This is a genomic window from Streptoverticillium olivoreticuli subsp. olivoreticuli, assembly GCF_003391135.1.
In the GTDB taxonomy this organism is placed as follows: domain Bacteria; phylum Actinomycetota; class Actinomycetes; order Streptomycetales; family Streptomycetaceae; genus Streptomyces; species Streptomyces blastmyceticus.
This window is the reverse complement of record NZ_CP031455.1, coordinates 7,093,536-7,117,927: the sequence shown is the minus strand read 5'-3', so window position 1 is coordinate 7,117,927 and position 24,392 is coordinate 7,093,536. Positions and strand designations below refer to the sequence as shown.

Sequence of the window (24,392 nt, the reverse complement as noted above, 5' to 3'; positions counted from 1 at the left end):
GTCAGGACCTTCCGAATTCATTGTTGATGATGTCGAAGATGTCGTCGGCCGAGGCTGTCTCGATCTCGATCCCGCCTTCGTCGTCGGAGCCGTCTCCGGAAGTGGAGCTCTCGACTTCGTGCCACTTCTTCAGCAGCGCTTCGAGCCGCGCCGTGACCTTCGCCCGTTCCGCGTTGTCGGCGGGGACGTTGGTGAGGGTGAATTCCAGCTTGTCGATCTCCGCGAGCGCCGGAAGCCGCGGTGCGGTGTCCTCCCCCAGGATCTCGGCGCGCAGCTGGGCGGCGAGCGCGCCGGGTGTGGGGTAGTCGAACACCAGGGTGGCGGGGAGCCGTTGCCCGGTGGCCGCGTTCAGCCGGTTGCGGAGCTCGACGGCGGTGAGCGAGTCGAAGCCCAGCTCCTTGAACGCCCGGCCCTCCTCGATGCCCGCGATCCCGTCGTGGCCGAGTACGGCCGCGACGTGCGTACGGACCAGGTCGAGCAGGACGCGGTCGGCCTCGGGGCCGCCGAGTCCGGCCAGCCGCCCGGCCAGCGAGTCGGGTGTCTCGCCCGCGGTCTCCTCCCGCTCCCCGGCCGGCTCCGCCAGGGCGTCGCGCACCTCGGGCAGGTCGGCGATGAGCGGGCGCGGCCGGGCGGCGGTGAAGGCCGGGGCGAACCGCTCCCAGTCGACGTCGGCCACGGTCACGGTGGTCTCGTCGCCGTCCAGGGCCTGCTGGAGCGCGGCGATCGCGGAGTGCGGGGCCATCACCGGCAGGCCGCGGCGGCGCAGCTGTTCGGCCGCCTCGTCGTCCGCGACCAGACCGCCGTCCGCCCACGGGCCCCAGGCCACCGAGGTGGCGGTCAGACCGCGCGCCCGGCGCTGTTCGGCCAGCGCGTCGAGGAAGGCGTTGGCCGCGGAGTACGCGCCCTGCCCGCCACTGCCCCACACCCCGGCGATGGAGGAGAACAGCACGAAGGCGTCCAGTTCCGTGTCGCCGAGCAGCGCGTCCAGGTGGACGGCGCCGGTGACCTTGGCGGCCAGCACCTCGGCGATGTCCGCCGGGCCGGTCTCGGCGAGCGGGGCGAACTGCCCGGCGCCCGCCGTGTGCACCACGGCGGTCAGCGGGTAGTCGGCCGGCACGGCGGCCAGCAGCCCGGCCACGGCGTCCCGGTCGGTGACGTCGCAGCCGACGACGGTCACCCGGGCCCCGAGCGCGACGAGCTCGTCGCGCAGCTCGGCGGCGCCGGGGGCGTCCGGGCCGCGGCGGCCCGCGAGCAGCAGGTGCTCGGCGCCGTTGCCCGCCAGCCAGCGGGCGACGTGGGCGCCCAGTGCGCCGGTGCCGCCGGTCACCAGGACCGTGCCGCGCGGCCGCCAGGGCTCGCGCGCCGCCGCTGCCGGCTCGGCGCGGCCGATCCGGCGGGCCAGGATCCCGGCTGTACGGAGGGCCAGTTGGTCCTCGTGCCCGTGCTCTCCGACGGTCCCGCCGAGCGCGGCGGCCAGCCGGTCGGCGGTCCGCTCGTCGAGCACCGCCGGCAGGTCGAGCAGTCCGCCCCAGCGCTCGGGGTGTTCGAGGGCGACGACCCGGCCCAGGCCCCAGATCTGTGCCTGGACGGCGCTGCCGACCCGCTCCGACGGGGCGGTGGAGACCGCGCCGGTGGTGGCGCACCACAGCGGCGCGTCCCAGGCGGTCTCCCCCAGCGCCCGCACCAGGACCGAGGTGAGCAGCAGCCCGGTGGGCGCCGCGGGGTGCTCGGGGTGCGGCCGTTCGGCCAGCGCGAGGAGGGACAGCACTCCGTGCACCGGCTCCCCGGCGGACGCCGCGCGCAGTGCGGCGGCCAGTTCCGCCGGGTCCGGGACCGCGGCGGTCAGCTCCACCGGCCGTACGCGGGCACCGCGTTCGGCCAGCGCGTCCAGGATCGACCGTACGGTCCGGCTCCCGGCGTGCTCGGCGGGCACGGCGACCAGCCAGTTGCCGGTGACGAGCGGGACACCGTCCGGCTCGGCCAGCGGCTTCCAGCCGACGCGGTAGCGCAGGCTGTCGAGCGCGGACTGTTCGCGGCGACGGCGGCGCCAGGCGGACAGCGCGGGCAGCAGCGCGCTCAGCGGCTGCTCGGTGTCGATGTCCACGACATCGGTGAGAGCGGCGAGGTCGTCGCTCTCGACGGCCTCCCAGAACCGGGCGTCGACGGGGTCCACGGCCGCGGCCGTCCCGCCCCGCGCCTGCTGCGCGGAGCCTTCGAGCCAGTAGCGGTTGCGCTGGAAGGCGTACGTCGGCAGTGCGACGCGCTCGGCGCCCGTACCGGCGTGGACGGCCGTCCAGTCCGGGGTCACGCCCCGGACGTGCAGCCGGGCGAGCGCGCCCGTGAGGGTCTCCGGCTCGGGGCGGCCCGCGCGCAGCACCGGCACGAAGGCGGTGTCGCCTTCGGCGGTGACGCAGTCCTGGGCCATGGCGGTGAGGACACCGTCCGGGCCGAGCTCCACGAAGGTGGTCACGCCCTGGGCCTCCAGGGTGCGCATCGCGTCGAGGAAGCGCACGGCCTCGCGGGCGTGGCGCACCCAGTAGTCGGCCTGGCCCAGCTCGTCGGTCACCGGCCGCCCGGTGACGGTGGAGACGACCGGGACGCGCGGCTCGCCGTAGCTCAGGCTCTCGGCGACCTTGCGGAAGTCGGCGAGCATCCCGTCCATGAGCGGGGAGTGGAAGGCGTGGCTGACGGTGAGCCGCTTGGTCTTGCGGCCCCGGCCGCGCAGGACCTCCGCGACCTCAAGCGCCGCGCTCTCGGCCCCGGCGATCACCACGGACTCCGGTCCGTTGACGGCGGCGACGCCCAGCTCGTGTTCACGGCCTGCCAGCAGCGGCAGCACCTCGTCCTCGGTGGCCTGCAACGCGATCATCGCGCCGCCGGCGGGCAGCGCCTGCATCAGCCGGCCGCGCGCCACCACGAGGGTGGCCGCGCCCTCCAGCGACAGCACGCCGGAGACATGGGCGGCGGCCAGCTCGCCGATGGAGTGGCCGGCCAGGTAGTCCGGCCTGATGCCCCATGCCTCGACGAGGCGGTACAGCGCCACCTCGATCGCGAACAGCGCGGGCTGGGTGAAGCCGGTCCGGTCCAGCAGCTCGGCCTCGGTCCCGAACAGCACGTCGTACAGCGGCCGTTCCAGGTGCCGGTCCAGCTCCGCGCTCACCGCGTCCAGCGCTTCGGCGAACACCGGGCTGGACGCGTACAGCTCACGGCCCATGCCGAACCGCTGACTGCCCTGGCCGGTGAACAGGAACGCCGTGCGCCCCTCGGCGGGCGCGCCCTGGACGACCTGTGCCGCCGACTCGCCGCGCGCCAGCGCGTCGAGGCCGGACAGCAGCTGCTCCCGGTCCGCTCCGACGACCACCGCGCGGTGCTCCAGCGCGGTGCGGGTGGTGGCGAGCGAGTACGCCAGGTCGAGCGGGCGCAGCCCCTCGGTGGCGTCCACGTACGAGCGCAGCCGCCCGGCCTGGGCCCGCAGGGCGTCGGCGCCCTTGGCGGACAGCGGCCAGGCCAGCGCCTCCGGCTGCCGCGGCGTCGTGCCGAGGGCGGCCGGGGCGGGCTCGGGGGCCTGCTCCAGCACCGTGTGGGCGTTGGTGCCGCTGAACCCGAAGGAAGAGACGCCGGCGCGGCGCGGGCGGCCGGTCTCCGGCCAGTCCACCGACTCGGTGAGCAGCTCGACCGCGCCCGCCGACCAGTCCACGTGCGGCGAGGGCGCGTCCACGTGCAGGGTCCGCGGCAGCACCCCGTGCTCCATCGCCTTGACCATCTTGATGATGCCCGCGACACCGGCCGCGGCCTGGGTGTGCCCGATGTTGGACTTGATGGCGCCCACCCACAACGGGCGCTCCTCCGGCCGGTCCTGGCCGTAGGTGGCCAGCAGCGCCTGCGCCTCGATGGGGTCGCCCAGGCGGGTGCCGGTGCCGTGCGCCTCGACCGCGTCCACGTCCGCGGCCGAAAGACCCGCGCCGGCCAGCGCCTTGCGGATGACGCGCTGCTGCGCGGGGCCGTTCGGCGCCGTGAGTCCGTTGCTGGCGCCGTCCTGGTTGATGGCGGAGCCGCGCACGACGGCGAGGACGGGGTGGCCGTGCCGCTGGGCGTCGGAGAGCCGCTCGACGAGCAGCATGCCGACGCCCTCGCCCCAGCCCGTGCCGTCGGCGGCCGCCGCGAACGCCTTGCAGCGGCCGTCGGGGGCCAGCCCGCGCTGGCGGCTGAACTCGATGTACGCGCCGGGGCTGGACATCACCGTCACACCGCCGGCCAGCGCGATCGAGCACTCGCCTGCGCGCAGCGCCTGGATCGCCCAGTGCAGGGCGACCAGCGAAGACGAGCACGCGGTGTCGACGGTCACCGCCGGGCCCTCGAGCCCGAAGGTGTAGGCGAGCCGGCCGGAGACGACGCTGGCGGCGTTGCCCGTGCCCAGGTAGCCCTCGACGCCTTCGGGGATGTCGCGCAGCGCCGAGTCGTAGTCCTGCCCGTTGGAGCCGACGAAGACACCGGCGGAGGTGCCGCGCAGGGTGGCCGGGTCGATTCCGGCCCGCTCGAACAGCTCCCAGGACGTCTCCAGCAGCAGCCGCTGCTGCGGGTCCATGGCCAGCGCCTCGCGCGGCGAGATCCCGAAGAACGCGGCGTCGAACTGGCCCGCGTCGTAGAGGAATCCGCCTTCGCGGGCGTAGAAGGTGCCCCGCCGGTCCGGGTCCGGGTCGTAGAGCGCGTCCAGGTCCCAGCCACGGTCGGCCGGGAACTCCCCGATCGCGTCCTGGCCGGACGTCAGCAGCGCCCACAGCTCCTCGGGGGTGCGCACACCGCCCGGGAAGCGGCAGCTCATCGCGACGATCGCGATCGGGTCGTCGTCGACCGGCGCGGCCTGCGGGAGGTCCGGGACGGCGTCGACGGCCTCGGGGCCCACCAGCTCGGCCCGCAGATAGCCGGCCAGCGCGGCGGCGGACGGGTAGTCGAAGATCAGCGTCGCGGGCAGCTGTACGCCGCTGGCGGCACCCAGTCGGTTGCGCAGCTCGACCGCGGTCAGCGAGTCGAAGCCCAGCTCCCGGAAGGCCCGTTCGGCTCCCACAGAACCCGGGTCGTCGTGTCCGAGAACGGCCGCGACGTGCGTACGGACCAGCTCCAGCACCATGCGGTCCTGCTCCGCCGGGGCGAGCCCGGCCAGCCGCTCCGCGAACGAGGAGCCGGCCGCGGCGTCGCCCTGCGCCGTGTGGTCCGCCAGCGCCTCACGGACCTCGGGCAGCTCGGTGAGCAGCGGGCCGGGGCGTGCGGCGGTGAAGCCGGGTGCGAAGCGCTCCCAGTCGATGTCCGCGACCGTGAGCGTGGTCTCGTCCAGGTCCAGCGCCCGCTGCAACGCGGCCATCGCCGGCTCGGACGCCATCGGCGGCATGCCCTCGCGGCGCAGGCGCTGCTCCAGCGCGTCATCCGCGGCCATGCCGGAACCGGCCCAAGGACCCCACGCGACGGACGTCGCAGGAAGACCCTCGGCACGACGCCGCTCGGCCAGAGCGTCCAAATAGGCGTTCGCGGCAGCGTAATTGGCCTGACCGGCGGCACCCAGCGTCCCCGATATCGAGGAGAAGAGGACGAACGCGGACAGGTCCATCCCGCGCGTCAGCTCGTCCAGGTTGGCGGCAGCCTCCATCTTCGCGCGGAGCACGCCCGCGAACCGCTCAGGAGTGAGTGCGTCCAGGACGCCGTCATCCAGCACACCGGCCGCGTGCACCACGGCAGTCAGCGGCAGCTCCGTCGGCAGCCCGGCCAGGAGACCGGACAGCGCGTCCCGGTCGGCGATGTCGCAGGCCGCGACCGTGACCTGAGTGCCCAGCGCGACGAGTTCATCACGCAGTTCCACTGCGCCCGGCGCGTCCAGACCACGACGGCTGGTCAGCACCAGATGCTCGGCGCCTCGCTCCGCCAGCCAACGGGCCACATGCGCACCCAGCGCACCCGTGCCACCCGTCACCAGCACCGAGCCACCGCCCGGCACCCAGCCATCACCAGTCACAACCGGAACGGAAGCCCGCACCAACCGACGCCCGAACACACCCGAACCACGGACAGCGGCCTCATCCTCGGCCCGCCCGGACAACAAACCGACCAGCCGAACCAACGCCCGCTCGTCCACCGACTCCGGCAGATCGACCAGACCACCCCACCGCTCCGGAACCTCCAGAGCAGCGACCCGGCCCAGACCCCACGTCAACGCCTGCGCAGGATCGACAAGACCATCGGAACGACCCACCGACACCGCACCACGCGTACCCAGCCACACCCGCGCATCGACACCGGCATCACCAAGCGCCTGCACCAACGCGGTGTTGCCCAGCAACCCGGCCTCACCGTCCGCCACAGCCAGCAGCGAGAACACACCCGCCACCGGACCATCGCCGACCTCAACACGCAGCCGCTCAGCCACACTCACACGGCCGCCATCGGCGCCGAGCCCAATGACCCGAACCTCAGCACCACACTCGGAGAACACCCGCGCGACAGCATCGGCCCACAGGCCCTCGCCCTCCGGGGCAACAACCAGCCACACACCGGACAACGCACCGGCCGTAGGGACAGCCACCGGCTTCCAGGACACCTGGTAGCGCCAGCCGTCCACGGTGGACTGCTCCGCCTGCTGGTGCCGCCACGAGGACAGCGCCGGAAGCAGCGCCTCCAACGCGCCCTCGTCCGCGCCTTCCACGCCCAGGGTGGCCACGAGCGAGGCGAGATCCTCGCGCTCCACGGCCTCCCAAAAACGGTCCGTGCCGATCGTCGCGGGCGAAGCGGCGGCGGCGGTCCGGATGTCCAGCCAGTAGCGCTGCCGCTGGAAGGCGTACGTCGGCAGCTCCACCCGCTGCGTGCCGGTCCCGGCGAAGAACGCCGCCCAGTCCGGGGCCCCGCCCCGCACGAACAGCCGCGCGAGCGCGCCGACCGCGGCCTCGGCCTCCGGCCGCCCCTTGCGCAGGGCGGCGACGAGCGCCGCGTCCTCGCCGGTGAGGCAGTCCTGTGCCATGGCGGTGAGCACACCGTCGGGGCCGAGCTCCACGAAGGTGGTGACGCCCTTGGCCTCCAGAGCGCGGATGCCGTCGAGGAAGCGCACGGCCTCACGGACGTGACGGACCCAGAAGTCAGCCGTGGCGATCTCCTCGGCGGAGACCACCGCACCCGTCAGGTTGGAGACGATCGGAATGCGCGGAGCCTCATACGTCAGGCCCTCGGCGACGGCGCGGAAGGCGTCCAACATGCCGTCCATACGCGGCGAGTGGAACGCGTGGCTGACGGTGAGGCGCTTGGTCTTGCGGCCCTGCTCCTCGAAACTGGCGGCGATCGCGACAGCCGCGTCCTCGTCACCCGCGATCACAACCGACTGCGGGCCGTTGAGGGCGGCAATGCTGACACCCTCCGTCAGCAGCGGAAGAACCTCATCCTCCGACGCCTGCACCGCGACCATCGCGCCACCGGCCGGAAGCTCCTGCATCAGACGACCACGAGCCGCCACCAGCTCCGCCGCATCGGCCAGAGACAGCACACCCGCCACATGCGCAGCAGCCAGCTCACCGATCGAATGACCGGAGAGGAAGTCCGCCTTCACACCCCACGCCTCGACCAGACGGAACAACGCCACCTCGACCGCGAACAACGCGGGCTGAGTGAAAGCCGTCCGGTCCAGCACCGAAGCGTCGTCCCCGAACAGCACGCTCTTCAGCGGCAGTTCGAGATGCGCATCCAGCTCCGCGCACACCTCGTCCAGCGCATCCGCGAACACCGGGAACGCGTCGTACAGCTCACGCCCCATCCCCAGCCGCTGGCTCCCCTGACCCGTGAACAGGAACGCCACCTTGCCGGCGGCCACCGAGCCGCGCGCCACGCCCGTGGCCGGCTCGTCGGCGGCCAGGGCCGCCAGGCCCCGGAGGAAGCCGTCACGGTCCTGGGCGACGAGCACCGCGCGGTCCTCGAAGGCCGCGCGGCCGGTCGCCAGGGAGCGGCCGATGTCGACCGCGTCGAAGTCCCCGCCGGACAGCAGGTGGTCACGGAGTCGGCGGGCCTGATCGCGCAGGGCGCCCTGGCCGACGGCCGAGAGCGGCCACGGCACGACCGGCAGCGACACCGCGGCCGTGCCTCCGGCCGGCGCTTCGACCGGGGCCTGCTCGATGATCGTGTGCGCGTTGGTGCCGCTGATACCGAAGGACGACACACCCGCACGGCGCGGACGGCCGGTCTCCGGCCAGTCGACGGCCTCGGTCAGCAGCGAGACCGCACCGGCCTCCCAGTCGATCTTCGATGAGGGCTCGTCGACGTGCAGGGTCCGCGGCAGCACACCGTGGCGCATCGACATGACCATCTTGATGATCCCGGCGACACCGGCGGCGGCCTGCGTGTGGCCGATGTTGGACTTGATCGAGCCCAGCCACAGCGGCCGGTCCGCGGACTTCTCCCGGCCGTACGTCGCCAGCAGCGCCTGCGCCTCGATCGGGTCACCCAGCGTCGTACCCGTACCGTGCGCCTCGACCACGTCCACCTCGGCAGCCGACAGACCGGCACTGGCCAGCGCCGTGCGGATCACCCGCTGCTGCGCGGGGCCGTTGGGCGCGGTCAGACCGTTGCTCGCGCCATCCTGGTTGACCGCCGAGCCGCGCACGACCGCCAGCACCGGGTGACCGTTCTTCCGCGCGTCCGACAGCCGCTCCACGAGCAGCATGCCCGCGCCCTCGGACCAGCCGGTGCCGTCCGCCGCGTCCGCGAAGGACTTGCAGCGGCCATCGGTCGACAACCCGCGCTGGCGGCTGAAGTCGATGAAGGTCTCCGGGGTCGCCATCACGGCCACGCCGCCGGCCAGCGCCATCGAGCACTCGCCGTTGCGCAGCGCCTGGATCGCCCAGTGCAGGGCGACCAGCGACGAGGAGCATGCCGTGTCGATGGTGACGGCCGGCCCCTCCAGGCCGAAGGTGTACGCCACCCGGCCGGAGGCGATGCTGCCCGCGTTGCCGGTGCCGATGTATCCCTCGACGCCGTCCGGTATGCCGTCCATGCCGGTGACGTAGTCGTGGTACATGACGCCCGCGAAGACGCCGGTGCGGCTGCCGCGCAGGGTGGCCGGGTCGATGCCCGCGCGCTCGAAGGCCTCCCAGGAGGTCTCCAGCAGCAACCGCTGCTGCGGGTCCATGGCCAGGGCCTCGCGCGGCGAGATCCCGAAAAACGCCGCGTCGAAGTCGGCGACGTCGTGCAGGAAGCCGCCCTCGCGGGTGTAGCTGGTGCCCGTGTGGTCGGGGTCCGGGTGGTAGAGGCCGTCCAGGTCCCAGCCGCGGTCGGCCGGGAAGCCGGAGATGCCGTCGCCGCCGGTGGCGACGAGCCGCCACAGGTCCTCCGGCGACCGCACCCCGCCGGGGAAGCGGCATCCCATGCCGACGATCGCGATCGGGTCGTCGTCGACCGATGCGAGCGCCATGGACGTGACGACCGGCGCTGTGACAGCGGCCGGTGCGGTGTCCAGCAGCTCGTCCCGCAGGTGGCCGGCCAGGGCGGCGGGCGTCGGGTAGTCGAAGACGAGGGTGGCCGGGAGGCGCAGCCCGGTGACGGTCTTGAGGTCGTTGCGCAGCTCGACGGCGGTGAGCGAGTCGAAGCCCAGCTCCTTGAACGCGCGCGTGGCCTCGACGGACTCCGGGCCGGCGTAGCCGAGCACGGCCGCGACCCTACTGCTGACCAACTCCAGCAGGGCGGCGTCCTGTTCGGCTGCCGTCGGCAGCGCGCGCAGCCGCTGGGCCAGCGAGGAGCCGTCGGCGGCCGCGGCCGCGACGGCCGCGCGCCGCACCGGCACCCGCACCAGTCCGCGCAGCAGCGCCGGTACGGTCCCGGTGTCGTTGGCCTCGGCGCGCAGCCCCTCGTGGTCGAGCTTCATCGGGAACAGGACGGTCGTGCCGTCGGCGCGGGCGGCGTCGAAGAGCGCGAGGCCCTCTTCCGCGGCCAGCGGGGCGACGCCACCGCGGGCGATGCGCCGCAGGTCCGTCCGGTCCAGGTTCCCGGCCATGCCGTCGCCGCCCCACAGGCCCCACGCCAGTGCGGTCGCCGGCAGTCCCTCGGCGGCCCGGTGCTGGGCCAGGGCCTCCAGGAAGGCGTTGGCGGCCGCGTAACTGGCCTGTCCCGGAGCGCCGAACGCGGCGGCCGCGCCGGAGAACAGCACGAAGGCGGCCAGGTCCAGGTCGCGGGTCAGTTCATGGAGGTTGAGCGCGGCATCGGCCTTGGGCCGCAGAACGCGCGCGACACGCTCCGGCGTCAGCGAACCGATGATGCCGTCGTCCAGCACACCGGCGGCGTGCACCACGCCGGTCAGCGGGTGCTCCGCCGGAATCGCCGAGATCACGGCAGCCAGCGCGTCCCGGTCGGCCACGTCGCACGCCGCCCAGACCGCCTCGGCGCCCGACTCGGCCAGCTCGGCGGTCAGTTCCGCCGCGCCCGGGGCGTCGCCGCCCCTGCGGCTCACCAGCAGCAGTCGGCTTACGCCGTGCTCGGCGACCAGATGCCGGGCGAAGAGTCCACCCAGCTGGCCGCCGGCGCCGGTGATCAGTACGGTGCCTCCGGGCGTGAACTCCCGGGTCTCGCGGGCGCCTTCGCCGTCGTCCGCGACCGGCACCCGGGCCAGTCGCGGCGCCAGCGCGGCGCCGTCGCGCAGCGCCAGCTCCGGCTCGTCCACGGCGAGCGCGGCGAGCACCTTGCGGAGGGAGGCCGGGCGGCCGTCCACGTCGAGCAGCATCAGCCGGCCGGGGTTCTCCGACTGTGCGGAGCGGAACAGTCCGCGTGCCGCGGCCGACGGCAGGTCGGCGATGCCCGCTCCGGCCTCCGTCTCCACCGCCTCACGCGTCAGCAGCACCAACCGCGACTCGGCGAACCGCTCGTCGGCCAGCCAGGACCGCACCAGGTCGAGCGTGCGCAGGGTGGTGGCGTGCACGGCGGCCGCGGCGTCGGTCCCGGCGGCCTCGCCGCCGCTGACGAGCACGGTGTGCGGTACGGGCGCACCGGCGTCGAGGGCCATGCGCAGCACCGCCAGATCGCTGTACGCGTCCAGCCGGATCCCGGTCCCGAACGCCGTCTGGAGCTCGGCCAGTTCGGCGGCGTCGGCGCCCAGCACGGCCCAGTCGCCCGCCGCGGTGTCCACCGCGGGCACCGGTACGGGCGTCCAGTGGAGCCGGAACAGCGACTCGTGCAGCCCGCTGCGGGCGGCGCGCACCTGCTCGGCGGAGGCCGCGCGGAGCGCCACCGACTCGACGGTGGCGACCGGCGCCCCGGTGCCGTCGGCCACCAGCAGCGCTACGGAGTTCTCCGACTGCTCGGTCAGCCGCACCCGGAGCGCGTCGGCACCGGCGGCCAGCAGCTGTACACCGTTCCATGCGAAGGGCAGCAGCGCGCCCTCGGTCAGCGCGGCCTTCCGGTCCGGGCTGTCCAGCCCGATGACGTGCAGGCAGGCGTCGAGCAGTGCGGGGTGCAGGCCGAACCGGTCCGCCTCCGCGCCTCGTACGCCCGGCATGTCCTCGGCCGTCGGCAGCACGACCTCGGCGAAGAGCTCGGCACCGAGCCGCCAGGCGCCCGTGAGCCCCTGGAACACCGGCCCGTATCCGAGACCGGCCCCGGCCAGCTCCTCGTAGAGACCGTCGACAGGGATCGCGGAAGCGCCCTGCGGCGGCCAAACGGTGAGGTCACCGGGCGCGTTCTCGGCGGCAGCCGCCAGCACACCGGTGGCGTGCCGGGTCCACGGCTCGGTCGGGAGCGCGTCCTGTCGGCGCGAGTGCAGGCTGAACGAGCGGCGACCGGACTCGTCCGGCCCGCCCACGACGAGCTGCATCTGTACCGCGACCCGCTCCGGCAGGACCAGCGGCGCCTCCAGCGTCAGCTCGTCCAGCCGCTCGCAGCCGACCTGGGCACCGGCGTGCAGCGCCAGCTCGACGAAGGCCGTGCCCGGCAGCAGCACGGTGTCCATGACGGCGTGATCGGCCAGCCACGGATGCGTACGAGTGGCCAGCAGCGCGGTGAACAGGAAGCCGTCGGCGTCCGCCAGCGGCACCGCCGCGCCCAGCAGCGGGTGGTCCGTTCCGCCCAGCCCGATCGACTCGGGGTCCCCGGCCGCCGGGGTGGCGGCAGGCCAGTAGCGCTGTCCCTGGAAGGGGTACGTCGGCAGCGCGGCCGGTGCGACCTGGCGGGCGCCGGTGCCCGCGTAGTACGCGGCCCAGTCCGGGGTCACACCACGCACATGCAGCCGGGCGACAGCCTGAACCAGCGCCTCGGATTCCGGACGGCCCTTGCGCAGCCCGGCCACAAAAGCAGCCTCAACGCCGGTGACGCAGTCCTGCGCCATCGCCGTCAACACACCATCCGGACCCAGCTCGACGAAGGTCGTGACACCCTGCGCCTCCAGAGCGCGAATGCCGTCGACGAAACGCACGGCTTCACGGACGTGACGGACCCAGAACTCCGGGCTGGTGATCTCCTCGGCGGAGACCAGTGCACCCGTCAGGTTGGAGACGATCGGGATCTTCGGGGCCTCATACGTCAGGCCCTCGGCGACCGTGCGGAACTCCTCCAACATGCCGTCCATGCGCGGCGAGTGGAACGCGTGGCTGACGGTGAGACGCTTCGTCTTACGACCCTGCGCCTCAAAGCTCGCAGCGATCGTGACAGCCGCGTCCTCATCACCCGCGACCACTACAGAGGCAGGGCCGTTGAGGGCAGCAATGCTGACACCCTCGGTCAGCAGCGGAAGAACCTCGTCCTCCGACGCCTGCACCGCGATCATCGCGCCACCGGGCGGAAGCTCCTGCATCAAACGACCACGAGCCGCCACCAAGGTGCAGGCGTCCTCAAGCGACAGCACACCCGCCACATGCGCGGCAGCCAGCTCACCGATCGAGTGACCGGAGAGGAAGTCCGCCTTCACACCCCACGCCTCGACCAGACGGAACAACGCCACCTCGACCGCGAACAACGCAGGCTGAGTGAAAGCCGTCCGGTCCAGCACCGAGGCATCGTCGCCGAACAGCACCGACTTCAGGGGTAGTTCAAGGTGCGCGTCGAAGTGCGCACAAACAGCATCCAGAGCATCAGCGAACACCGGGAACGCGTCATAGAGCTCACGCCCCATACCCAGCCGCTGACTGCCCTGACCCGTGAACAGGAACGCCACCTTGCCCTCGGCGACCGAACCCTCGACCAGACCCACCGCCGACTCACCACGCGCCAGCGCGTCCAGCGCGGCAAGCAGCTCGTCCCGATCAGCCGCCGTCAGGATCGCGCGGCGCTCCAGCGCGGCGCGGCCAACGGCCAGCGAGTGGGCGAGGTCGAGCAGTTCCGTCTCGGGCCGCACCTCGATGAACGAGCGTACCCGGGCGGCCTGTTCGGCCAGCGCCTCGGCACCCTTGGCCGACAGTGCGAACTGGAGCGGGGCGAGGCTGCCCGGTGCGGTCGGCGCTGCCGTCTCCGAAGCGCCGCCCTCGGCTACGGGTGCCTGCTCGATGATGGTGTGCGCGTTGGTGCCGCTGATACCGAAGGACGACACACCCGCTCGACGCGGACGGCCCCCCTCCGGCCAGTCGACGGCCTCGGTCAGCAGCGAGACCGCGCCGACCGACCAGTCCACGTGCGGCGTCGGCTCGTCGACGTGCAGCGTCCGCGGCAGCACCCCGTGCTCCATCGCCAGCACCATCTTGATGATGCCCGCGACACCGGCCGCCGCCTGCGTGTGACCGATGTTGGACTTGATCGAGCCCAGCCACAGCGGCTGGTCCGCGGACTTCTCCCGGCCATATGTCGCCAGCAGCGCCTGCGCCTCGATCGGGTCACCCAGCGTCGTACCCGTGCCATGCGCCTCGACCGCGTCGACCTCGGTCGCCGACAGACCGGCACTGGCCAGAGCCTGCCGGATAACCCGCTGCTGCGCGGGGCCGTTGGGCGCGGTCAGACCGTTGCTCGCACCGTCCTGGTTCACCGCGGAACCACGCACGATCGCCAGCACCGGGTGGCCGTTGCGCCGGGCGTCGGAGAGCCGCTCGACGAGCAGCATGCCCACGCCCTCGCCCCAGCCCGTACCGTCCGCACCGGCCGCGAACGCCTTGATCCGGCCGTCCGAGGCCAGCCCGCGCTGCCGGCTGAAGTCGATGAAGTTCTCAGGGGTCGACATCACGGTCACACCGCCGGCCAGCGCCAGCGAGCACTCGCCGTTGCGCAGCGCCTGCACCGCCAGGTGCAGGGCGACCAGCGACGACGAGCACGCGGTGTCGACAGTGACCGCCGGGCCTTCGAGGCCGAAGGTGTAGGCGAGCCGGCCGGAGACGACGCTGGCGGCGTTGCCCGTGCCCAGGTGACCCTCAAGCCCCTCGGGCGCCTTCATCAACAGCGACAGATAGTCCTGGCCGTTGGTGCCCGCGAAGACACCGACCTGCTGACCACGCAGCACGGCCGGGTCGATGCCCGCCCGCTCGAACGCCTCCCACGACGTCTCCAGCAGCAACCGCTGCTGCGGATCCATCGCAAGCGCCTCACGCGGCGAGATCCCGAAGAACGCCGCGTCGAACTCGGCCACGTCGTACAGGAAGCCACCCTCACGGGTGTACGTGGTACCCGCGTGATCCGGGTCCGGGTGATACAGCGACTCCAGGTCCCAGCCACGGTCGGCCGGGAACTCCGCGACCGCATCCTGACCCTCCATCAGCAACGACCAAAGCCCCTCGGGCGAACGCACCCCACCCGGGAACCGGCAGCTCATCGCCACAATCGCGATGGGATCGTCGTCGACGGCCACCACAGCCGACGGCACAACCGGGACGGCTCCCGCCGCCGGGTCCAGATCGCCCAGCAGCTCCGTGCGCAGGTGACCGGCGAGCTCGGCCGCGGTCGGGTAATCGTAGACGAGCGTCGACGAAAGCCGCAGGCCCGTCGCCGAGTTCAGACGGTTGCGCAGCTCGACGGCGGTCAGCGAGTCGAAGCCCAGCTCCTTGAACGCACGCCCGGCCTCGACCGCGTCGGCACCGCCGTGCCCGAGCACCTCGGCGACGTGCGTACGCACCAGCTCCAGCAGGGCCTGCTCGCGCTCGACCTCGCTCTGCCCGGCCAGCCGCTCCGCCAGGGTGCCACCGCCGGTGGCGACCGCACGGGAAGTCCCGGCGGCTGTGGGCTCCGTATGGCTGGAGGTCAGCTCGGTGAGCAGCGGGCCGGGGCGTGCGGCGGTGAAGCCGGGTGCGAAGCGCTCCCAGTCGATGTCCGCGACCGTGAGCGTGGTCTCGTCGAGGTCCAGCGCCCGCTGCAACGCGGCCATCGCCAGGTCGGGCGCCATCGGCGGGATGCCCTCGCGGCGCAGGCGCTGCTCCAGCGCGTCATCCGCGGCCATACCGGAACCGGCCCACGGACCCCACGCGACGGACGTCGCAGGCAGGCCCTCGGCACGACGCCGCTCGGCCAGAGCGTCCAAATAGGCGTTCGCGGCAGCATAGTTGCCCTGACCGGCGGCACCCAGTGAACCGGCGATCGAGGAGAAGAGGACGAACGCGGAGAGGTCCATCCCCCGCGTCAGCTCGTCCAGAACGACGGCGGCGTCCACCTTCGCGCGCAGGACGGTCGCGAAGCGCTCAGGAGTCAGCGCGTCCAGCACACCGTCATCCAGCACACCGGCCGCGTGCACCACAGCCGACAGCGGCAGCTCTGCCAGCAGCCCGGCCAGGGCCTCCCTGTCGGCCACATCGCAAGCCGCGACCGTGACCTGAGCACCCAGCGCGACGAGTTCATCACGCAGTTCCACTGCGCCCGGCGCGTCCAGACCACGACGGCTGGTCAGCACCAGATGCCCGGCACCCTGACCCACCAGCCAACGCGCCACATGCGCACCCAGCGCACCCGTACCACCCGTCACCAGCACCGAGCCACCGCCCGGCACCCAGCCATCACCAGTCACAACCGGAACGGAAGCCCGCACCAACCGACGCCCGAACACACCCGAAGCACGGACAGCGGCCTCATCCTCGGCCCGCCCGGACAGCAATCCCGCCAGACGTGTCAGCGCCCGATCATCCACCGACTCCGGCAGATCGACCAGACCACCCCACCGCTCCGGAACCTCCAGAGCCACAACCCGGCCCAGACCCCACGTCAACGCCTGCGCAGGATCGACAAGACCATCGGAACGACCCACCGACACCGCACCACGCGTACCCAGCCACACCCGCGCATCGACACCGGCATCACCAAGCGCCTGCACCAACGCGGTGTTGCCCAGCAACCCGGCCTCACCGCCCGCCACGGCCAGCAGCGAGAACACACCCGCCACCGGACCATCGCCGACCTCAACACGCAACCGCTCAGCCACACCCACACGGTCGACACCGGCACCCAACCCGATGACCCGAACCTCAGCACCACACTCGTTGAACACCCGCGCGACGGCATCGGCCCACAGGCCCTCGCCCTCCGGAGCCACAACCAGCCACACACCGGACAACACACCGGAGAGCCGGTCGGTCATCGGCTTCCACCGGGCCCGGTAGCGCCAGCCGTCCACCATCGCGCGGTCCTGCTGCTGACGCCGCCACGTCGACAGCGCGGGCAGTACGTCGGCCAGTGACAGCTCGGGGTCGATGTCGAGTTCGGCGGCGAGCGCGCTCAGATCACCGCGCTCCACCACATCCCAGAAACGCTCGTCGACAGCCCCGCGCGGCGCGGTCCCGGGCGCCGCTGCAACGGCTTCCTCCGCCAGCCAGAAGCGCTCACGCTGGAACGCGTAGGTGGGCAGTTCGACCTGGCGGGCGCCGGTGCCCGCGTAGTAAGCGGCCCAGTCCGGGGTCACACCACGCACATGCAGCCGGGCAACAGCCTGAACCAGCGCCTCGGATTCCGGACGGCCCTTGCGCAGCCCGGCCACAAACACAGCCTCGACACCGGTGACGCAGTCCTGCGCCATCGCCGTCAACACACCATCGGGGCCCAGCTCGACGAAGGTGGTGACACCCTGCGCTTCCAAAGCGCGGATGCCGTCGAGGAAGCGCACGGCCTCACGAACGTGACGGACCCAGAACTCCGGGCTGGTGATCTCCTCGGCGGAGACCACCGCACCCGTCAGGTTGGAGACGATCGGGATCTTCGGGGCCTCGTACGTCAGGCCCTCGGCGACCGCGCGGAACTCCTCCAACATGCCGTCCATACGCGGCGAGTGGAACGCGTGGCTGACGGTGAGACGCTTCGTCTTACGACCCTGCGCCTCAAAGCTCGCAGCGATCGCGACAGCCGCGTCCTCATCACCCGCAACCACTACAGAGGCAGGGCCGTTGAGGGCAGCAATGCTGACACCCTCGGTCAGCAGCGGAAGAACCTCTTCCTCCGACGCCTGCACCGCGATCATCGCGCCACCGGCCGGAAGCTCCTGCATCAGACGACCACGAGCCGCAACCAGCTCCGCCGCATCGGCCAGAGACAGCACACCCGCCACATGCGCAGCAGCCAGCTCACCGATCGAGTGACCGGACAGAAAGTCCGGCGTGATACCCCACGCCTCGACCAACCGGAACAACGCCACCTCGACCGCGAACAACGCAGGCTGAGTGAAGGCGGTCCGATCCAGCACCGAGGCATCGTCACCGAACAGCACGCTCTTCAGCGGCAGTTCGAGATGCGCGTCGAAGTGCGCACAAACAGCATCCAGAGCATCAGCGAACACCGGGAACGCGTCATAGAGCTCACGCCCCATACCCAGCCGCTGGCTGCCCTGACCCGTGAACAGGAACGCCACCTTGCCCTCGGCGACCGAACCCTCGACCAGACCCGCCGCCGACTCACCACGCGCCAGCGCGTCCAGCGCGGCGACGAGGTCCGCACGATCGGCGGCGACGCCCGCCGCACGGTCCTCCAGCGCGGCACGGCCGGTGGCCAGGGAGAAGGCGAGGTCGGTGGCGGTCAGCTCGGGGTTGACCCGGAGGTGGTCGGCCAGCCGGGCGGCCTGGGACCGCAGAGCGCCGGTGCCCTTGGCGGACAGCGTCCACAGCGGCGCCACGTGCTCCGCTCCGGGGAGCACCTCTGCGGCCGGTTCCTCACCGGGCTCGTCGCCCTGCGGTGCCTGCTCGACGATGGTGTGCGCGTTGGTGCCGCTGAGGCCGAAGGACGACACACCCGCGCGGCGCGGGCGGCCCGTCTCCGGCCACTCCACCGACTCGGTCAGCAGCGAGACCGCGCCCGCCGACCAGTCCACGTGCGGAGTCGGCTCGTCGACGTGCAGGGTCCGCGGCAGCACACCGTGGCGCATCGACATGACCATCTTGATGATCCCGGCGACGCCGGCAGCAGCCTGCGTGTGACCGATGTTCGACTTCACCGAACCCAGCCACAACGGCTGCCCCTCGGCCCGCTCCTGACCGTAGGTGGCCAGCAGCGCCTGCGCCTCGATCGGGTCGCCCAGCGTGGTGCCGGTGCCGTGCGCCTCGACCGCGTCGACCTCGGCGGCCGACAGACCCGCACTGGCCAGCGCCTGCCGGATCACACGCTGCTGCGACGGACCGTTCGGAGCCGTCAGACCATTGCTCGCACCATCCTGGTTGATCGCGCTGCCACGCACGATCGCCAGCACGGGATGACCGTTGCGCCGCGCGTCGGAGAGCCGCTCGACGAGCAGCATGCCGACGCCCTCGCCCCAGCCCGTACCGTCCGCACCGGCCGCGAACGCCTTGATCCGGCCGTCGGAAGCCAGCCCGCGCTGGCGGCTGAAGTCGACGAAGGGTTCGGGAGTCGACATCACCGTCACACCGCCGGCCAGCGCCATCGAGCACTCGCCCTGGCGCAGCGCCTGCACCGCCAGATGCAGCGCCACGAGCGACGACGAGCAGGCCGTGTCGACGGTGACCGCCGGGCCCTCCAGGCCGAAGGTGTACGACACCCGGCCCGAGACCACGCTCGCCGCGTTGCCCGTGCCCAGGTGGCCCTCGAGCCCCTGCGGCACGGTGGAGACGAGCCCGGCGTAGTCCTGGCCGTTGGTGCCCGCGAAGACACCGACCTGCTGACCACGCAGCACGACCGGGTCGATGCCCGCCCGCTCGAACGCCTCCCACGACGTCTCCAGCAGCAACCGCTGCTGCGGATCCATCGCAAGCGCCTCACGCGGCGAAATACCGAAGAACGCCGCGTCGAACTCGGCCACGTCGTAAAGGAAGCCACCCTCACGGGTGTACGTGGTACCCGCGTGATCCGGATCCGGGTGATACAGCGACTCCAGGTCCCAGCCACGGTCGGCCGGGAACTCCGCAACCGCGTCCTGACCCCCCATCAACAACGCCCAAAGCCCCTCGGGCGAACGCACCCCACCCGGGAACCGGCAGCTCATCGCCACAATCGCGACCGGATCGTCGTCGACGGCCACCACAGCGGCGGCCTCGACGCCGTCACCGGCGGCGGCCTGCGCTCCGAGCAGTTCCGCGCGCAGGTGCTCGGCGAGTGTCGCGGAGGTCGGGTAGTCGTAGACGAGCGTCGCGGAAAGCCGCAGCCCGCTCGCCGAGTTGAGGCGGTTGCGCAGCTCGACGGCGGCGAGCGAGTCGAAGCCCAGCTCCTTGAAGGCCCGGGCGGCCTCGATCGCGTCGGCACCGCCGTGCCCGAGCACCTCGGCGACGTGCGTGCGCACCAGGTCCAGCAGCAGCCGGTCCTGCTCCGCCGGGGAGAGCCCGTTCAGTCGCTCGCCCAGCGGGGACGCCACATCGGCGTCGGTGACGACACGGACGGCGCCGGTGGAACCGGCCGGGGTGCCACCGGCTTCGGCCAGGTCCGCGATGAGCGGGCTGGGCCGGACGGCGGTGAGGACGCGGGAGAAGCGGTCCCAGTCGATGTCGGCGACCGTGAGCGTGGTCTCGTCGAGGTCAAGAGCCCGCTGCAGCGCGGCGATCGCCAGCTCGGGCGCCATCGGCGGCATGCCCTCGCGGCGCAGGCGCTGCTCCAGCGCGTCATCCGCGGCCATGCCGGAACCGGCCCAAGGACCCCACGCGACGGACGTCGCGCGAAGCCCCTCGGCACCACGCCGCTCGGCCAGAGCGTCCAAATAGGCGTTCGCGGCGGCGTAGTTGCCCTGTCCCGCGGCGCCCAGCGTCGCGGAGACCGAGGAGAAGAGGACGAACGCGGAGAGGTCCAGCTCGCGCGTCAGCTCGTCCAGGTTGGCGGCAGCCTCCACCTTCGCGCGGAGCACGCCCGCGAACCGCTCAGGAGTCAGCGCGTCCAGCACACCGTCATCCAGCACACCGGCCGCGTGCACCACGGCCGACAGCGGGAACTCGGCGGGCAGCCCCGCCAGAAGACCGGACAGCGCGTCCCGGTCCGCCACATCACACGCGGCAACAGTCACCCGGGCACCGGACGCCGCGAGTTCGTCCCGCAGCTCCACCGCACCCGGGGCATCCAGGCCGCGACGGCTGGTCAGCACCACATGCTCGGCGCCGTTGCCCACCAGCCAACGGGCCACCTGCGCGCCCAGCGCGCCCGTACCACCGGTCACCAGCACGGAGCCGGCACCCGGCCGCCAGCCGTCCCCGGCACCCGCGGGCGCCGAAGCCCGCACCAGCCGACGCCCGAACACCCCGGAGCCACGGACCGCGACCTGGTCCTCGGCACCGGCGCCGGCGCCGGCCAGCACCGACACCAGTCGCGTCAGTGCCCGCTCGTCCACCGACTCCGGCAGATCGACCAGACCACCCCACCGCTCCGGAAGCTCCAGAGCGGCGACCCGGCCCAGGCCCCAGGTCAGCGCCTGCGCGGGATCGACAAGACCATCGGAACGACCCACCGACACCGCACCACGCGTGGCCAGCCACAACGGGGCGTCGACACCGGCATCGCCAAGCGCCTGCGCCAGAACGGCGTTGCCCAGCAGCCCGGCCTCACCGCCCGCAACGGCCAGCAGCGAGAACACACCCGCCACCGGGCCGTCGCCGACCTCGGCACGCAGCCGCTCGGCCACACCCACACGGTCGACACCGGCACCCAGCCCGACGACCTCGGCCTCGGCACCGCGCTCGGAGAGCACTCGTACGACGCCGTCGGCCCACAGGGTCTCCCCCTCGGGAACGACGACCAGCCACCGGCCGCCCGGCGCGCTCTCCGCGCGGAGGGTCAGCGGCTTCCAGAGGGCGCGGTAGCGCCAGCCGTCCACCGTGGCGCGCTCGGTGCGCTGCCGCTTCCAGGAGGACAGCGCGGGCAGCGCGGCGCTCAGCGACAGTTCGGGGTCGACGTCGAGTTCGGCGGCGAGCGCGCTCAGGTCACCGCGCTCCACCACGTCCCAGAAGCGCTCGTCGGCCGGATCCGCCGCCCTGGTCTCCGCGCCGGACCCGGCCGGGGTGGCCATCCAGTACGACTGGCGCTGGAAGGCGTAGGTGGGCAGGTCGACGCGGCGGGCGCCGGTGCCGTCGTACGCCGCGTTCCAGTCGACCTTCTTGCCGCGGACGTACGCGCGGGCCACGGCCAGCGTCAGGGTCTCGGCCTCCGGGCGGGAGGCGCGCAGCGCAGGGGCGTACGCCGCGTCGACGGCGTCCGGCAGGCAGTCCTGGACCATGGCCGTGAGCACGGCGTCGGGGCCCAGCTCCAGGAAGGTGGTCGCGCCGCGCTCGGCGAGGGCGCGCGCGCCGTCGAGGAAGCGCACCGCGTCCCGTACGTGCCTCACCCAGTACTCGGGCGAGCACAGCTCCTCGGCGGTGGCGAGACGGCCGGTGACGTTGGAGACGACGGGGATGCGCGGCGGCGTGTACTCCAGCGCCTGGGCCACGCGCCGGAATTCGGCGAGCATGCCGTCCATGCGCGGCGAGTGGAAGGCGTGGCTGACCGTGAGCTGCTTGGTCTTGCGGCCCTGGTCGCGGAAGGCGGTGACGATCCCGGCCACCGCGTCCTCGTCGCCGGAGACGACCACGGACGTGGGCCCGTTGACGGCGGCGATGCCGACGCGGTCGCCCAGCAGGGGCAGCACCTCGCTCTCGGAGGCCTGTACGGCCACCATCGCGCCGCCGGCGGGGAGTTCCTGCATCAGGCGGCCGCGGGCCGCCACCAGAGCGCAGGCGTCCTCCAGCGACAGCACACCCGCCACATGGGCGGCGGCCAGCTCGCCGATGGAGTGACCGGCGAGCAGGTCGGGGCGCAGTCCCCACGACTCCAGCAGGCGGTGGAGGGCGACCTCGGCGGCGAACAGCGCGGGCTGGGTGTAGTCGGTGCGGTCGAGCAGGGCGGCCTCGGTGGAGCCCGGCTCGGCGAAGAGGACGTCCAGCAGCGGGAGTTCCAGCTGCTCTTCCAGGTACCAGGCGGCGTCGTCCAGGGCCTCGGCGAAGACCGGGTACGCCTCGTACAGCTCGCGGCCCATGCCCAGCCGCTGGCTGCCCTGACCGGTGAACAGGAACGCCAGCTTCCCGGCGGCCGGGGAGCCCTGGACCACGGCCGGGGAGTGGTCGCCGGTCGCGAGGTGGCGCAGCGCGTCCTGGAAGCCGGCGCGGTCGGCGGCGACGAGCACGGCGCGCTGCTCGAAGAGGGCGCGGGTGGTGGCCAGGGAGTGGCCGATGTCGGTGAGGGCGGTCTCCGGGTCGGCCGCCAGCCGCTCGTGCAGCCGCTCGGCCTGCTCGCGCAGCGCGGCCTCGGTCTTGGCCGACAGCGTCCAGGGCAGTACGCCGGGGACGTTCGGCTCCGCGGTGGCCTCTTCGGCCTCCGAGGGGGGCTGTTCGATGATGGCGTGGGCGTTGGTGCCGCTCATGCCGAACGAGGAGATGCCGGCGCGGCGGACCCGCTCCTCGGTCCGCGGCCAGTCGCGGGCCTCGGTCAGCAGCTCGATGTCACCGGCCGACCAGTCGACGTGCGGGGTGGGCGCGTCGACGTGCAGGGTCCGCGGCAGCGTCTCGTGCCGCATGGCCATGACCATCTTGATGATGCCGCCGACGCCGGCCGCGGCCTGCGTGTGGCCGATGTTGGACTTGAGCGAGCCCAGCAGCAGCGGCCGGTCCTCGGGGCGGTCCTGGCCGTAGGTGGCGAGCAGGGCCTGGGCCTCGATCGGGTCGCCCAGGGTGGTGCCGGTGCCGTGCGCCTCGACGACGTCCACCTCGGCCGCGGTCAACCGGGCGTTGGCGAGTGCCTGCCGGATGACGCGCTGCTGGGCCGGGCCGCTGGGGGCGGTCAGCCCGTTGCTGGCGCCGTCCTGGTTGATGGCGGTGGAGCGGACGATCGCGAGGACCTGGTGGCCGTTCTTCCGGGCGTCGGAGAGCCGCTCCACGAGCAGCATGCCGACGCCCTCGCCCCAGGCGGTGCCGTCGGCGGCCGCCGCGAACGGCTTGCAGCGGCCGTCGGGGGCCAGGCCGCGCTGGCGGCTGAAGGCGATGAACGAGCCGGGGTTGGCCATGACGGCGGCGCCGCCGGCCAGGGCCAGCGAGCACTCACCGGTGCGCAGCGCCTGGACGGCCAGGTGCAGCGCCACCAGCGAGGAGGAGCAGGCGGTGTCGACGGTGACGGTGGGGCCTTCGAAGCCGAAGGTGTAGGCGATGCGGCCGGAGGCGACGCTGGCGGCGTTTCCGGTCACCAGGTAGCCCTCGAAGCCCTCTTCGGCCTCGTGCAGCCGCGGGCCGTAGTCCTGCTGTTCGGCGCCGACGAACACGCCGGTGCGGCCGCCGCGGAAGCGGGCGGGGTCGATGCCGGCGCGCTCGAACGCCTCCCAGGACGTCTCAAGCAGCAGCCGCTGCTGCGGGTCCATGGCGAGGGCCTCGCGCGGCGAGATCCCGAAGAACGCCGGGTCGAACTCGGCGGCGTCGTGCAGGAATCCGCCTTCGCGGGTGTAGCTGCTGCCCGCGCGCTCCGGGTCGGGGTCGTAAAGTCCGGCGAGATCCCAGCCGCGACCGGTGGGGAATTCGGATATGACGTCCCTGCCGTCGGCGACGATTTCCCAGAGTTCTTCCGGGGATTGCACATCGCCGGGAAAGCGGCAGCTCATTGCGATGATGGCGATGGGCTCGCCGTCGTCGAAGGCTGCGGTGGCGGCGTCCGGGTCGGCGGCACCGGAGGCGTCGGCGAACCCCAGCTCGGCCAGCACGTGGTGGGCCAGCTGGGCGGGGGTGGGGTGGTCGAACGCGAGGGTCACCGGCAGCCGCAGTCCGGTGGCGGCGGTCAGCCGGCTGTGCAGGTTGACCGCGGCTATCGAGTCGAAGCCCAGGTCCTGGAAGGGGCGGTACGGGTCGAGGGGTTCGGGCGAGGCCTCCCGCTGTGCGGCCGCGACCAGTTCACCGACCCACTCCAGGACCGCCTCGGCACGCCCGGATTCGGGCAGGTCCGCGAGCCTCCGCCGCCACGACGACACCGCGCCGGGACCGTCGTCCCGCATTCCGGTGCTCTCGGGCGTGAAATCCTCGGACTCACTCATCATCGCGTGCCCCATAACCCTGCAGACA

At 72.9% G+C, this 24,392-nt stretch carries 1 protein-coding gene; it reads right to left on the bottom strand.

The genetic code is table 11. From position 1 onward, the window contains the following. Position 1: 1 nt before the first annotated feature. Positions 2–24,364 carry a type I polyketide synthase gene (locus tag DXZ73_RS31395; RefSeq protein WP_240351573.1) on the bottom strand — a complete coding sequence of 8,121 codons (24,363 nt, stop codon included), beginning with the start codon at positions 24,362–24,364 and terminating at the stop codon, positions 2–4. Between the last annotated feature and the right edge of the window lie 28 nt (positions 24,365–24,392).